Here is a 13,647-nt window from a genome sequence, read left to right on the forward strand (position 1 = left end):
ACGTGCTCGAGAAAGTTTCATCCGTAACCAGCCCCATTGCGCCGACGCCCAACCCCCGATTCCTGAGAGCGCTATCAGCCGCGTACGTCCTGCGATGGTCAAACAGGCCAGCTGGCCCGGTCAGCTTGCGGGCGGTCCGCCCAGCAGGACGCCATAGGATTGGAGGAACTCCACCGTGCCGTGGAATATCAATCCGCCCCCCATGGCCGATACGAAGAATCCGACGATCCTCGTTGCGGCATCGACACCCTGCGGCCCGATCTTGCTCAGGATCTTCTTCGCGTAGACCAACGAAACGTAGGTGCACAGCACAGCCGCGGCGATGGCGGCAACCACGACGGCGAACGAAACGACCAGGTGGTCGGACTTGCGCACCAGCGAGGTCAGGCCGATCACCGTGGCGATGACGCCGGGCCCGAACATGATCGGCATGGCCAGGGGTATGAAGGAGACATCGCCGCCATTGCCCTTTCCGCCCGACAGCATGCTGTTCGGACTGGGCGAGAACAGGTCGAAGCCGATCCGCATCAGTATCACGCCGCCGACCACGCGCACCATGCTCAGCGGCACGCCGAACAGGCGCAGCAGGACGTTGCCGAATATGAGGAAGAACAGGCACAGCAACAGGACGTTGATACACGCCTTGCGCGCAGTGGCTCGACGCTCGTCGTCGCTCTTGCCGTCCATCAGGCTGAGGAACACCGGGATGGCTTCCAGCGGATTGATGATCGCCAGCAGGGTCGTGAACAGGCTGAAGAAGAGCGTGGCATCTGCCATCGGCGTCAGCGATTCCCGGCGCCCGCGATCCGGGCACACCGAGTGGGAGTCTTGGCGCGCATCGATAACGGTGACGTGAGGAATGCTCCCGCTGCACGGCCGGAGCTGACCACATATCAATCAGTTACGCTGCATATCGCAAGTAATACTTGCCCTGCCCGAGGCGCGGATTCCCACATATCCCTTGCCGGGATACATTTCCCTGCGCGTGGCGCCCGCCCGGACGGCGGCCGCCCGGCCCAAGGACCCAGCTAGAGCAACCAGGACCGGCATCGGAGCGTTTTTTGACTGAGTACAGTTCGCCGGCACCGCCGCTGTTTGCTGTTGTTCCCGACGGTCTCTTCGGACCCCTCGCCTCTTCCAACCGGCTCCACTACTGGCGCTTGCTGTGCCAGTTGTTCGCGGAGTTCTTCGGCCCCGATGCACCGATGCCGCCCAGCGTCGGCTTCCCGCGTCGCGAGATCACCTCGGCCATCGAGCGCTACCTGCTGACCGATGACCCGTGGGAGGACGACGGCGCCGCACCCGACGCACCGCTGGCGATGCGCGCCAACGCGATCCATGAGCGATTCCGCGCCGCCGGCTGGTTGCGCCAGGAACGGGTGGGCGCGCGCGAAATGGTGTCGATGACCCATGCGGTGGCGCAGTTGCTGGCGACGCTGATGGATTTCGCCGAGCGCGGACCGGCCTTCTTCGGTGCCAAGGTGCGCTCGATCGAGCTGCAGCTGCAGCAGGTGGTGGCCGGCAATGCCGGTGGCGACAGTCTCGATGAAGCCGCCGAGCAGTCGCGGCAGCTGCTGTCCTATGTCTCGGCGATCAGCGTGCAGGTCCGCGACCTGATGCCGGAACTGATCAAGGCCGAGAGCACCGCCCAGTTCGCCCGCCAGCTGTTCGAGCGCTATGTCGGCGAGCTGTTCGTCGGCGACTACGCCCAGCTGCACAACGCCGACCATCCCCTCGCCCGCCGCACCGCGATCCTGACGATGGTCCGCGACATCGAGCAATCCGACGTGCGCAGCCAGCTCATCGACTGGTACACCGAGCGCGCCACCGGCGGCGACCGCGTCCGTGCCGAGCAGCGCCTGCAACGCAGCCTGCGCCGGTTGTACGAGATCGATCGGATCGACGAATACCTGGCCCGGCTCGACGACGACATTCGCCAGGCCAACCGCCGCGCACTGGCGTTCCTCGACTATCGCCTGCGCGCGCCGGACAAGCTCGACGTATTGCTGCGTCGCGCCTGCCGCGGCGTGCTGTCGGCTCCGCAGGACGCCCTGCGCCTGCCGGTCGCGCCCGGACCGCTGATGGACGAGCAGCGCCTGCGCGCGCCGCAGCAGCGGCCCCGGCCGATCCCCCGCACCGCCAACACCAGCCGCGAACCCACGCCCGAACAGCTGGCGCGACTGAACCTGTTGCGACAGATGACGCGCGCGCGCCTGGTCAAGCCGGAGGACCTGACGCGCTACGTCGACCGTCACCTGGGCGCCACCGACAGCATCGATTCGGAGGCCATGGAGATCGCCAGCATCGAGGATTTCCGCGCCTACCAGACGCTCATCACGCTCGCGTTGCGCAGCCGCCGCCAGGGCGGCCTGCGCCGCGACGACCCGATCCACCGGATGCTGCGCGGATTCCGCATCCAGCTGCGCGATGGCGAACTCACCGCCAACGCCTTCCTGGAATCCCCGCGCTTCGTCCTGCACCGCACGAGGAACGTTGCATGAAACGCTCATGGGCCACGTTGAGCCAACTGTCCGGCGGCATGTACACGCCGCAGGATTTCGAGCGCACGGCCTACCGGCTGGTCACCGAACAGGTGCTCTACAGTGCCGACCGCAAGTCGCGCAACGCCTACCACCTGGTGGAAACCTACCTGGCCGATTTCGCCGCGGCACTGGAACCGCTGGGCATCCGCCTGGAACGCAACGCGCACTTCCGCTACGTCACCGCCCTGCCCTCGCATGGCGAAGGCACGGCGGTCAGCCTGGACGAGACGTTGCTGATCCTGGTGCTGCGCCAGCGCTACGACGAGGGGATGCGGCAGGGACAGGTGGAAGACCACGGCGACGTCCTGGTGGAACTGCCGGAGCTGCAGGAGGCCTACCAGTCGCTGACCGGTCGCGAGCTGCCCGAGACCGGTGCGCTGCGCAGCCAGTTGCGCGCGCTCAAGCGCTGGTCGGTATGCCGGACCACCGAATGCGACCCGGGTGACCCGCAACCGTTCCGCATCCTGGTGCGGCCGGCAATCGTGGAGATCGTCGGCGCGCAGTGGCTGCAGCGACTGGACCAGCACACCACGGACGACGCCAGCACCGATGACGGCCAGTCCGTCGCCGAGCAGGCCATGGAGCCAGACGATGTATCAGCTTAAGCGCGCCCACCTTGTCCAGTTCTTCCTGTTCCAGGCGCAGACGCTCGAGCTGGACCTGAGCACGGCGATCATCGCGCCCAATGGCGCCGGCAAGAGCGCGCTGCTGGACGCCCTGCAGATCGTCATGCTCGGCGGCGACCGCAACCAGATCCGCTTCAATGCCCAGGCCGGTGGCAGCCACCGCGCCCGCACGATCCGCGACTACTGCCTGGGCGTGTACCGCTCCGGCGATGACGGCCGCGACCGCGAAACCGCCACGACCTACCTGAGCCTGGTGTTCGAGGACCAGGACAGCGGCGAGACGCTGACCGCGGGCATCGCCCTGGCGGCGTCGGCAGCCGAGCCCGATCACCGCGTCAATGGCCTGTACCTGTTGCCGCGCGTGGCGCTTTCGCTCGATGACCATCTGGAAGTGGTCAAGGGCGAGCAGCTGCCGCAGGAGTGGTCGCGCTTTCGCGAGCTGATCGCACAGCGCTGCAAGGCCGCCGGCAGCAAGGCCGAGCTGCACAGCAGCAGCGACCGATTCGTCAAGGACCTGCTGTTCCGCCTGAGACCCGGCCCGACCGCGCAGCTCGATGCCGTGGCCTACCGCAAGGCCTTCCAGAACGCACTCAACCTGCAGCGCGTCAGCGACGTCGATCTGTTCGTGCGCACGCTGGTGGCCGAAGAGCGTCCGACCGAGATCGGCAAGTTCCGCGCGTTGCTCGATGGCTTCCGCCTGATCAAGGAAAAGATCGAGCAGGTCGCGCGCAGGATCGACGAGGCCGAACAGGTCGAGCAGCAGTACAGGAAGGTCGCCCAGCAGGCGACGCGTGCCGCGTCCTACCGCGCCCTGGGCGCCGAGTACCAGCGCGATCTCCATTCCGAGCGCGTCGATGCCGCCGAACAGACGCTGGCGACCTCGCACGAGCTGCTGCGCGGCAAGCGAGTCGCCCTCGCCCAGGCCCGCAGTGATCGCGAGAACGCGCGCCTGGCCGCGGACGAGGCCGGCAAGCGCCTGCAGGGCACCCGCGGTTATCACGAGCAGGCGTCGTTCGAGCAGCTCGCCGCGCCGTACCAGGAAGAACTGGCGCGCCTGAAGAAGGAACTCATGCGCAGCGCCGGCTTTGTCCGCGACCAGTTGCAGGCGGCCGGAAAGCTCGGCCTGCCCGGCGTCGACGCGCATCTGCTCAAGGCCGCGATCGCGCCGTGGCAATCGCTGTACGACCAGCTCGCCGCGCTGGTGGCCGATGCCGACATCCTGGTATCGCCCGAAGCCCTGCACGACGAACTGCGCCAGGCCATCGAGCACGCCGCGCCGATCATCGCGGCAGTGACCGCATACGAGCGCGAGCGCCACAACGCCCTCGACCAGGCACGACAGGGTGCGCTGACCGCGCGCCAGAACCTGGCCCGCCTCAATGCCGGCCAATCCGAGCTGCGCCCCGACGTGGCCCGCATGATGAGCTACCTCGCCGATGCCGGCGTCGAAGCGCGTCCGGTCTGCGACCTGGTGCAGGTGACCGATCCTGCCTGGCAGCGGGCGATCGAAGGCTATCTGCGCACGCATGTCGAGGCGCTGCTGATCGCACCCGAACACGAAGAACAGGCCGTGCGCCTGTACCGTTCGCTGCAGGGCGCGCGCTCGGTGTACGGCGTCAAGCTGGCGCTGTGCAGCCATGCGCGCCAGTCCCGTTGCGATGCCACGCCGGCGGCTGGCCAGGTCGCGTCCCTGCTCACCGGCGACAACGACGACGCCCTCGCCTACCTGCGTCGCCAACTCGGCGACCTGCGCTGTGTCGCCACCGAGGCAGAAGTCGTGCGCAGCCGCCATGGCCTGAGCAATGACGGCCTGGTCGCCAAGGGCGGCGGTGTCGAGCGACTGCGCCTGCCTGCCGCGAGCGAACTCAAGATCGGCGCCTCCAGCAGCCGCGAACGGCAGAAACTGCTGCGCGAGGAACTCGACGCGGCCGAACGTCGCATCGGTGAACTTGAATCGCAATGGCGTCCGGTGCAGGCCAGCGCCAGCGGCCTGGCCCGTATCGGCAACGCCGAGGACATGGCACGCGACGCCCACGAACTGCTGCTCAAGCACCGCCAGGCCGCCGCCCGTTACCGCGCCCTGAAGGACAACCAGGAGGCCGCAAGCGATCCCGACCTGATCCGCCTGAGCGAACAGGCGCACGATTCCGAGCGCCGCCGGCAGGAACTCGAGGCGCTGGTCGAGCGGCTGGTCGGCGAAGAAGCCGTCGCCACCGGCAAGTGCGCCGAGGCCGAGGCCTCGCTGCAGGCGCTTGGCGAACAGAGCGACGCCATCGCCCGCCGCGCCAGCGAGGCCTTCTCACATCCCGATGTCGACGCCAACCTCGTCGAGCACCAGCGCGAGGAGCTCGATGGCAAGATCGCCGAACTCGCCGACCGACTGCAGCGCTGCCAGAACCGTGCCGACGAGAGCGACCGCGTCCTCAACGGCCTGCTGCCCGAAGCCTGGCGCGGGCTGGCCCAGTACGGCAAGGACCATGGGCTGCTGCTCGACATGGAGCCCGGCCAATGGCGGCAGGCCAATGCCCTGCTGCACAAGGAAATCGACCACCTCAAGGGCACCGAACTGGTCCAGCACCAGGCCGCCGCCGACGAGGCCTACACGACCGCGGTGGAGACTTTCCGCTCCAACGTCGCCTCGGCGCTCTACGACAACTTCACCCGGCTGCGGCACCAGATCAACACGCTCAACCGCACGTTGCAGCGCAGCCCCGCGTTCTCCAACAACGAGCGCTATCAGTTCAAGTACGACGTCGCACCGGAGTTCCGCGACCTGCACCGCTTCATCAACAAGGCAGCCGACGTCGGCCAGACCGACACCCTGTTCGGCAGTGCCGGCGAGGTCCCTGCCGCGTTCCGCGACATCATCGAGGACAAGGTAGGCAGCAAGGGAGCGAACACGCCCTCGCCGCTGGACGACTACCGTCGCTTCTTCAGCTTCGAGGTCGTCATCAAGCAGGAGGAGACGGTCATCGGCACGCTCAGCGAGCGCATGCGCTCGGGCTCAGGTGGCGAGCACCGTGCGCCCCTCTATGTCATCGCCGGCGCCGCATTGGCGGCGGCCTACGGCAAGGCGGAGGGTCAGCAGGGTGGCCTGGGCGTGATCATGCTCGACGAGTTCGGCGACAAGATCGACGCCCAGAACGCGCGCGCCACGACCAACTACCTGCGATCGCTCGGACTCCAGCTGATCGTCGCTGCCCCCGATACCGCGCAGGGAACGCTCAGCGGCGTGCTCGACAGCTACATCGAGCTGTTCCGCGATGGCCCGCTGCTGCAGCTCGAACGCGTGGTCGTGCGCGGTCGCGGACGCGAGCTGCTGGAGAGCGACCAGTTCCAGCTGCATCCGCAGTTGCTCGAAGCAGAGATCAAGCGTGTAACCCTGGAGAAGGAGCCGGTCTAGCTATTTGCCGTATCTGGACAAGAGCTCGAGCGCTGTTTGCAAATTTGCGCTGTAACCATGAGGAAATGTCTTATCCTCCAAGGCGCTCCCATAGCCATTCGAGGCGAACATGCGCATCGTCTTGGCCGACGACCACCCGATCGTCCGCAGCGGTGTCCGCACCTTGCTGGAGCGCGACCACCAGACGGTGAAGGTGGTCGCCGAAGCAGCGACGGCCGATGAGCTGCACCGCGTGCTCGATGCGACACCATGTGACCTGGTCATCACCGACTTCAACATGCCCGGTGGCCGCATGTCGGACGGCCTCAGCCTGCTGGGGATGCTCCACCGCAGGTGGCCCGATCTTCCGGTGATCGTGCTGACGATCGTCAGCAATCCGGGCGTACTCCATTCGATCATGGCTACCGGCGCGCGCGGACTGGTCAACAAGTCCGAAGCGCTGAGCGAACTGCCGCTGGCGGTCGAAGCCGTGGCGCAGGGACGCACCTACCTCGGCGCGGCCATGGAGCATGCGCTGCAGTCGACGCAACCCGGGGACGGAAAGGCCGGACTGTCGATTCGCGAATCCGAGGTCTTCCGCCTGTTCGCCTCCGGCCTGACGGTGTCGCAGATCGCCAGGCAACTCAATCGCAGCGTCAAGACGGTGAGCCGGCAGAAGGTTGATGCGATGGCGAAGCTGTGCATCGAGAACGACATTGATCTCTACACCTATGCGCGCGAGCACGGACTGCTATAGAGGCTCCAGCCAGCCTGGGTTCAGCGCTCCGTAACGCGGTCGTGACAAACACGAACCACTTTGCTGGTTGATTCCGCCCGGTTTCCATCGACAACACCTAATGTTGACGGGTGCGCAACAACGCGACCTGCAGGCTGGACGTACCCGAAACGTACGGAGGCTGTCATGAAACGTCATTCCACTGCAGGCGGATTGCTGCTGGCGATGCTGTTGTCGCCGGCAGTGATGGCCGGAGACGGCGACAAGGCCAAGATGATGGATACCAACGCGGACGGCGTGGTCTCCACGGCGGAACACAGCGCAGGCGCCAAGAAGATGTTCGACGCCATGGATGCCAATCACGATGGCAACGTGACCGCGGCCGAGATGGACGCCAGGCACCAGGCCAAGGCGAAGGACGGCAAGGCCGTCAGGACCGGCATGTCATCCGCCAACAAGATCAAGACGATCGACACCAATGGCGACGGCCAGCTCTCGGCCGCCGAGCACGAGGCCGGATCGCAGAAGAAGTTCGCGGAAATGGACACCAACAAGGATGGCAATCTGAGCCAGGCCGAGTTCGCGGCCGGGCACGAATCGATGGCCAAGGGCCGGTGATGCGGGGGGCCAGCAAGCCCTCCGCACGGGAGAGAGCATCATGAAAGTAGGCCAGATCATGACGACCGATGTGTTCCTGACCGATCCGGCCAAGAGCATCCGCGAAGCCGCCCAGACCATGAAACGGATGGACATCGGCAGCCTCCCCGTCGGCGAGGGCGACCGCATCGTCGGCATCGTCACCGACCGCGACATCACCGTTCGCGCGACTGCCAACGGGCTCGACGCCGATACGCCGGTGGGCGATGTGATGAGCGAGGCGATCCACTATTGCTACGACGACGATGATGTGGATGATGTCGCCCGCAACATGGCCGATCTCGAGATCCGCCGACTGCCGGTGATCAATCGCCAGCGCCAGCTGGTCGGGTTCGTGTCACTGGCCGACTTTGCCTACAGCGGCGACGAGGAATCGTCCGACGAGCTGCTCAAGGGTGTTGCCAAACCTCATTGAGGCTGACGACGCATGCGGCGGCCGAAGCCGCCGCATGCCCCGACCCCTGGTCAACCCACGCATACCTCCAGGCGCATCATGCCGCGGTACTCAGCCCGTACTGCGACTGCGCGCTTGCCGCGCGTCCGCTCTGCTGTTCCGTCAAGCGGGTCCATGCCGCGCGTGCCACTGGCAGCGCCTCGTACCAATCGAGGCGGGAGTTTCCGCGAACGCGAAGATAGCTTTGTTCCAGTTCGTCGACGCAATCATCGAACGACTGCCCTCGCAGGTACGCGCTCAACCCGAGCTTCACGGCGGGAAGGTAGTCATCGGACCGGAATGCCACCACGTACTGGCGGTAATGCCGAAGCCACGATGCGATCTCGCGTTCAATATCCACCACTTCGACGACGCTGGATCGCGTGCCATAGAACAGATTCGTATTCATCCTGACTCCTGGGGTCCGGCGACTCTTATCAGTGGTTGCATCCGCCAGCGGACGCTGCGACTGGCGGCACAAAGCTCGTCGCAACAACCGTGCCATCGAAACAGGCCACGCAGAGCGGCTGCAGACGGCGGGGTTCATCGCAGGTTGCGGAGAAGCTGAACGTTTTGACGCCAAACGGAAAAAGTTGCCGGGCGACAGGCTCTTCTTCAATGCGCGTTCACTCCACCCGGAATAGTCTTCGGGCCTACCTGCTGGGAGCATCACCGTGCCGGCATCGCTCCTCATCGTCGACGACGATCGCAACTTCACTGAATCGGCGGCCGATTTCGCCCGGCTACGCGGTTTCCAGCCCTATGTGGCGCATTCACTCGAGCAATCCCGGCAGTTCGCCCATCTGCCGCCACTCGACCTGCTCCTGCTCGACCTCGAGCTTCCCGACGGCAGCGGCCTGGACCTGCTCGACGACCCGGCGATGCCGCAACATGACCGCGCGATCATCGTCACCGGCCAGCCTTCGGTGGAGAGTGCGATCCAGGCCGTGTCCATGCCGGTCGGCGATTACCTGCTCAAGCCGCTGTGCCCGATCCAGTTCGACGCGCTGCTGAAGCAGACCGCGGCTGCACGCGGCATCCTGCTGTCCGGCGAGAATCGCCATGGAATGATCGGACGTTGCGAGGCGATGTGCCGGGTCCACGAGGACATCGACCGCATCGCGCCATCGGAGGCAACGGTGCTGGTTTCGGGCGCCAGCGGCACCGGCAAGGAACTCGTGGCGCGGGCCATCCACGTCGCCAGCGGTCGCAGCGGCCCGTTCGTTGCCGTCAACGCCGGAGCCGTCGCCCCCGAACTGCTGGCAAGCCATCTGTTTGGCCACGAGCGCGGCAGCTTCACCGGCGCCAGCCACCGCCACGCCGGTTACTTCGAACAGGCGAACGGTGGCACGCTCTTCCTGGACGAAATCACCGAGATGCCGCTCGCGTTGCAGGTCTACCTGCTGCGCGTGCTCGAAACCGGTACCGTCACCCGCGTCGGCGGCACCGATTCGATTGCCACCGACGTGCGCGTGGTCGCCGCGACAAACCGCGACCCGCAACAGGCGCTGGATGCCGGAACGTTGCGCGAAGACCTGTTCTATCGCCTCGCCGACTATCAGATCGCCCTGCCGGAGCTGCGCGAGCGGGGAGCCGACGTGCTGCTGCTGGCGCAGTACTTCCTCGACAGCCTCAACGCACGACATGGCACCGCCCGGCGCTTCGCCGACGACAGCGACCGGGTACTGCTTCGCCACCCCTGGCCCGGCAACGTGCGCGAACTGCGCAGTACCATCCAGCGTTCCTACCTCACCAGCGACGGATCGCTGGTACGCATTCGTCCCCTGCAGCATCGGCCCCGCTCCATGCAGGCGGGCGCCGGCGGCGTCGGCTTCAGCGTCGGGATGAGCTATGCCGAGATCGAACGGGAGATGCTGATCAGGACGCTGTCCCACTTCGGCAACGACCGCACGCGCACGGCGCAGGCGCTGGGGGTCAGCGTTCGTACCATCCAGAACCAGCTCGCGCGCCTGCGCGGCGGCCAGGAACGGTCGACGTGAACGAGCCGACCGCCAGCGAGGACGTTCGCCGCTGGCGCCACAGCCTGCGCAACGAACTCAACGTCGTCACCATGGCGACGGCGACGGCGGCCAGCCTGATCGATCACGGTGAGAGCCTTGAACGCGTGCGCCAGCACCTGGCCCGGGCGGAGGCGGCGTGCCGGCGTTGCCATGACCTGCTCTTGGATTGGCCGGACGGTGCCTGAGCATGCCCACCCATATCGCCGTGCTCATTGGCGACGTGGTTGTTGCGCTGTTGCTTGGCGCATTGTCGGCGCTGGGTTACGGCCTGCCTTCGCAGCATTTGCCGATGACCTTCGGCTACGCAGCGGTGCTGCTCGCCGCGGCATTGTTCGGCCGGCGGTGCGCGTACCTGACCATCGTCGCGATCGTGACCATGGTGCTGCTGCAAGGCCAGCCCCGGCTCAGCCCGCTCGACATGGCCGCGTTCGCCGCGATTGCCGCGATCCTCGCCTGGCTGGCTTCGGAGGTGCGCGCGCTGCGCCGGCCCGCCGATGTCCTGCAGCGCTTCCAGGCCGATCGCGACCAGCGCGCCCTCCTCGACCACCTGCCCAAGATGGTGTGGATTGCCGAGCCCGATGGCACGATGCGCTACCACAACCGCTACTGGTACGAGTACACCGGACTGAGCGGCGACGAGGGTTGGCAGGCCATCGTCCATGCTGACGACATGCAGGCCGCGATGGATGCCTGGCGCGATTCCATGGCGACGGCGCAGCAGTTGAACCTGGAGATGCGCTTCCGACGCGCAGACGGCAGCTATCGCTGGCATCTGGTCAAGGGCGTGCCGATCCTCGGCGCCGATGGCAAGGTGCATTGCTGGTACGGCGCCAGCACCGACATAGAAGACCAGAAGCGAGCGCTGGAGACGCTGGCACTCGCCAACCAGCGCATCAGCCGTTTCCTCGCGGTCCTCAGCCATGAGCTGCGCAATCCGCTGGCCGGCGTCACCACCGCTTCTGACCTGCTCCATCGCGACGACGCCGATGGGCCGCAACGGCAACAGGCCCTGGCCACCCTGCAGCGCCAGAGCCAGCACCTTCGGCGCATGGTCGATGACCTGCTCGACATCTCGCGCGTGACCCAGGGCAAGGTCGAGCTGCGCCGCAGCCTGGTGGAGATCGGCGAGCTGCTCGACGAGGTCCATCGCGACAACCTGCACATCGCGCAGCAGCACGGCGTCATCCTGGTGCCGCCGGAGCACGAGGGCACGTGCTATGTGCGCGGCGACCACGTACGCCTGCGCCAGGTGCTCGACAATCTCGTCTCCAACGCCATCAAGGCCTGCGAACGTGGGCAGCGCGTCTTCCTGGCGGTCAGCGAACATGACGGCGAATCGACGATCACCGTACATGACGAAGGCCAGGGCCTTGACGAGGATTTCGTCGCGCGCATGTTCGAGCCGTTCGTGCAATCCCCCGCGTGGCAGTCGCGGGGACTCGGCCTGGGCCTGAGCATCGTCAAGCACATCACCGAACTGCACGGTGGCCAGGTCAGCGTGCGCAGTGACGGACCCGGGCGGGGCTCTACGTTCTCCCTGAAACTGCCGTGTGAAGCGTCCGTCGAATGCGGCAGCTGCGACGACGGCCCGGTGCAGATCGCACCCGCCATCAAGGCCCACGTGCTGATCGTCGAGGACGAGTTGCAGAACGCAGAGGCATTGCAGACGCTGCTCCAACTGGAAGGGCATCGGGCCAGCATCGCCACCGACGCCGCGACGGCCCTGCGGATGTCACTCGAGGATCCTGCCGATGTCGTCCTGTGCGACCTGGAACTCAAGGATGGAATGTCAGGCTACGACGTGGCGCGAACGCTGCAGTCGTCCGACAACCCGCCCTACCTGGTCGCCTACAGCGGCTACGGCCAGCAGAGCGACCGCGACCGCACGCGCCTGGCCGGCTTCCAGCAGCATCTGGTGAAGCCGGCGACCATCGCCGAGATCCTCGCCGCGATCGACGAAGGCCTGCGGCAACGTCACCTGGGACCGCGCGCAACCACTCGACCTACGATTACTTCGTAGCCGTGCGGCGGAAGGATTTGTACTGCGCACCAAACCGCTTCCGTCGTGCCTCTCTGCCCCCTTCAAGACCCCCGTTAAGGCAGCGCTGCGCTCACTGCACGGCCTCAGGCTTGTTCAGAGTCTTCCGCGTGGGACGACGCTGTCTACACCAGCGCCAGCGTAGCTTGCACCAATGCGCATTGCCCAGATCGCCCCTCTCTACGAGGCCGTGCCGCCTTTGCTCTATGGCGGAACCGAGCGGGTGGTGGCACACCTCACCGATGCCCTCGTCAACGAGGGCCATGAAGTCACGTTGTTTGCTTCGGCCGATACCTGCACTCGCGCCGAACTGGTGGCCATGCGCGACCAGGCCATCCGACTGGACCCGGCGCCCCTGAAGTCGGACCTGGCCGCGCACCTTTCGATGCTCCACGAAGTACGCAGGCGCACCGATGAGTTCGACGTGCTGCATTTCCACGTCGACCTTCTCCACTACCCGTTCTTCGAACGCTGTGCGGAGAAGACCGTGACCACGCTGCACGGTCGCCTCGACCTCAAGGACCTCGCGGGCGCCTACGGCCGCTGGCCACGGTTTCCGCTGGTGTCGATCTCCGACAGCCAGCGCCACTCGATGGAAGACCTGAACTGGGTCGACACCATCCACCACGGATTGCCCGAGCAGCTGTACGACTTCTCGCCGGCTCCGCAGGGCGGATACCTCGCGTTCCTGGGCAGGATCTCGCCGGAGAAGCGCGTAGACCGCGCCATCGCCATCGCGCTGGCGGCGGGCCTGCCACTTCGGATCGCCGCCAAGGTCGATGCGGTCGACCGCGCCTACTTCCACACGGAGATCGAACCGCTGCTCGATTCACCCGGCATCGAGTACATCGGAGAGATCTCCGACACGCAGAAGAACCGCTTCCTGGGCGATGCGCTCGCCCTGCTCTTCCCGATCGACTGGCCCGAGCCGTTCGGCCTGGTGATGATCGAGGCGATGGCCTGCGGCACACCCGTACTGGCCTGGAACTGCGGATCGGTCCCGGAAGTCGTGGAACCGGGCGTGTCCGGCTTCATCGTCTCCTCCGAGCGCGAAGCGGTCGCGACGCTGCCTGCCCTGCTCGCGCTCGATCGTCGCACCATCCGCGCCCGCTTTGATCGCCGCTTCACCTCGGCGGTAATGGCGCGGTCCTACATCGAGCTTTATTGGCGCCTGTTGCGTGAGGCCGCACAGCATCGTCGCACTGGCTGAG

12 protein-coding genes are annotated in these 13,647 nt (G+C 66.3%); 10 read left to right on the top strand and 2 right to left on the bottom strand.

Annotation, left to right across the window (positions count from 1 at the left end; translation table 11 throughout):
* Positions 1-120 precede the first annotated feature (120 nt).
* A complete protein-coding gene (locus AC3A3Q_RS06960) occupies positions 121-777 on the bottom strand; it encodes a MarC family protein (protein WP_487585565.1) in 657 nt (218 codons plus the stop codon).
* A gap of 284 nt (positions 778-1,061) precedes the next feature.
* On the opposite strand from AC3A3Q_RS06960, the gene AC3A3Q_RS06965 reads away from it, so the two are divergent.
* The 6 genes from AC3A3Q_RS06965 to AC3A3Q_RS06990 all read left to right on the top strand — a co-directional run bounded on the left by AC3A3Q_RS06965 (position 1,062) and on the right by AC3A3Q_RS06990 (position 8,359).
* Positions 1,062-2,501 carry a Wadjet anti-phage system protein JetA family protein gene (locus AC3A3Q_RS06965; RefSeq protein WP_487585566.1) on the top strand — a complete coding sequence of 480 codons (1,440 nt, stop codon included), beginning with the start codon at positions 1,062-1,064 and terminating at the stop codon, positions 2,499-2,501.
* On the top strand, positions 2,498-3,148 hold the full coding sequence (locus tag AC3A3Q_RS06970; RefSeq protein ID WP_487585567.1) for a DUF4194 domain-containing protein: 651 nt from the start codon (positions 2,498-2,500) through the stop codon (positions 3,146-3,148). Before AC3A3Q_RS06965 ends, AC3A3Q_RS06970 begins: the two co-directional genes overlap by 4 nt.
* Positions 3,135-6,572: an SbcC/MukB-like Walker B domain-containing protein gene (locus tag AC3A3Q_RS06975; protein ID WP_487585568.1), complete on the top strand. Its 3,438-nt coding sequence runs from the start codon at positions 3,135-3,137 to the stop codon at positions 6,570-6,572. The genes AC3A3Q_RS06970 and AC3A3Q_RS06975 overlap by 14 nt, the downstream gene beginning before the upstream one ends.
* A gap of 109 nt (positions 6,573-6,681) precedes the next feature.
* On the top strand, positions 6,682-7,308 hold the full coding sequence (locus AC3A3Q_RS06980) for a response regulator (protein ID WP_487585569.1): 627 nt from the start codon (positions 6,682-6,684) through the stop codon (positions 7,306-7,308).
* A gap of 165 nt (positions 7,309-7,473) precedes the next feature.
* Entirely contained in the window at positions 7,474-7,905 is a 432-nt protein-coding gene (locus tag AC3A3Q_RS06985; RefSeq protein WP_487585570.1) for an EF-hand domain-containing protein, read from the top strand.
* Between the two features lie 40 nt (positions 7,906-7,945).
* Positions 7,946-8,359, top strand: coding sequence for a CBS domain-containing protein (locus AC3A3Q_RS06990; RefSeq protein WP_487585571.1), 414 nt, complete (start codon positions 7,946-7,948; stop codon positions 8,357-8,359).
* Positions 8,360-8,435: 76 nt separating this feature from the next.
* On the opposite strand, the gene AC3A3Q_RS06995 is transcribed toward AC3A3Q_RS06990, so the two are convergent.
* Complete coding sequence (locus AC3A3Q_RS06995) at positions 8,436-8,786, bottom strand: hypothetical protein (RefSeq protein ID WP_487585572.1); 351 nt, start codon at positions 8,784-8,786, stop codon at positions 8,436-8,438.
* A 265-nt stretch (positions 8,787-9,051) separates the two neighbouring features.
* Between AC3A3Q_RS06995 and AC3A3Q_RS07000 the strand changes: the two genes are divergently transcribed.
* The 4 genes from AC3A3Q_RS07000 to AC3A3Q_RS07015 all read left to right on the top strand — a co-directional run bounded on the left by AC3A3Q_RS07000 (position 9,052) and on the right by AC3A3Q_RS07015 (position 13,646).
* Positions 9,052-10,377 carry a sigma-54-dependent transcriptional regulator gene (locus AC3A3Q_RS07000; protein ID WP_487585573.1) on the top strand — a complete coding sequence of 442 codons (1,326 nt, stop codon included), beginning with the start codon at positions 9,052-9,054 and terminating at the stop codon, positions 10,375-10,377.
* Positions 10,374-10,583, top strand: coding sequence for a hypothetical protein (locus tag AC3A3Q_RS07005; protein WP_487585574.1), 210 nt, complete (start codon positions 10,374-10,376; stop codon positions 10,581-10,583). Before AC3A3Q_RS07000 ends, AC3A3Q_RS07005 begins: the two co-directional genes overlap by 4 nt.
* 2 nt (positions 10,584-10,585) lie before the next feature.
* Positions 10,586-12,418, top strand: coding sequence for a hybrid sensor histidine kinase/response regulator (locus AC3A3Q_RS07010; protein WP_487585575.1), 1,833 nt, complete (start codon positions 10,586-10,588; stop codon positions 12,416-12,418).
* A 172-nt stretch (positions 12,419-12,590) separates the two neighbouring features.
* Positions 12,591-13,646, top strand: a complete 1,056-nt coding sequence (locus AC3A3Q_RS07015; RefSeq protein WP_487585576.1) for a glycosyltransferase family 4 protein — start codon at positions 12,591-12,593, stop codon at positions 13,644-13,646.
* Position 13,647 lies beyond the last annotated feature (1 nt).

The sequence above is a fragment of the Lysobacter sp. Soil_C_59 genome (assembly GCF_057656415.1).

Bases quoted from the DNA above. Each gene is read 5' to 3' on its own strand.
- AC3A3Q_RS06990 (WP_487585571.1), top strand. From the start codon at position 7,946: ATGAAAGTAGGCCAGATCATGACGACCGATGTGTTCCTGACCGATCCG.
- AC3A3Q_RS06960 (WP_487585565.1), bottom strand. From the start codon at position 777: ATGGCAGATGCCACGCTCTTCTTCAGCCTGTTCACGACCCTGCTGGCG.
- AC3A3Q_RS06985 (WP_487585570.1), top strand. From the start codon at position 7,474: ATGAAACGTCATTCCACTGCAGGCGGATTGCTGCTGGCGATGCTGTTG.
- AC3A3Q_RS07015 (WP_487585576.1), top strand. From the start codon at position 12,591: ATGCGCATTGCCCAGATCGCCCCTCTCTACGAGGCCGTGCCGCCTTTG.
- AC3A3Q_RS07010 (WP_487585575.1), top strand. From the start codon at position 10,586: ATGCCCACCCATATCGCCGTGCTCATTGGCGACGTGGTTGTTGCGCTG.
- AC3A3Q_RS06995 (WP_487585572.1), bottom strand. From the start codon at position 8,786: ATGAATACGAATCTGTTCTATGGCACGCGATCCAGCGTCGTCGAAGTG.
- AC3A3Q_RS06970 (WP_487585567.1), top strand. From the start codon at position 2,498: ATGAAACGCTCATGGGCCACGTTGAGCCAACTGTCCGGCGGCATGTAC.
- AC3A3Q_RS06975 (WP_487585568.1), top strand. From the start codon at position 3,135: ATGTATCAGCTTAAGCGCGCCCACCTTGTCCAGTTCTTCCTGTTCCAG.
- AC3A3Q_RS06980 (WP_487585569.1), top strand. From the start codon at position 6,682: ATGCGCATCGTCTTGGCCGACGACCACCCGATCGTCCGCAGCGGTGTC.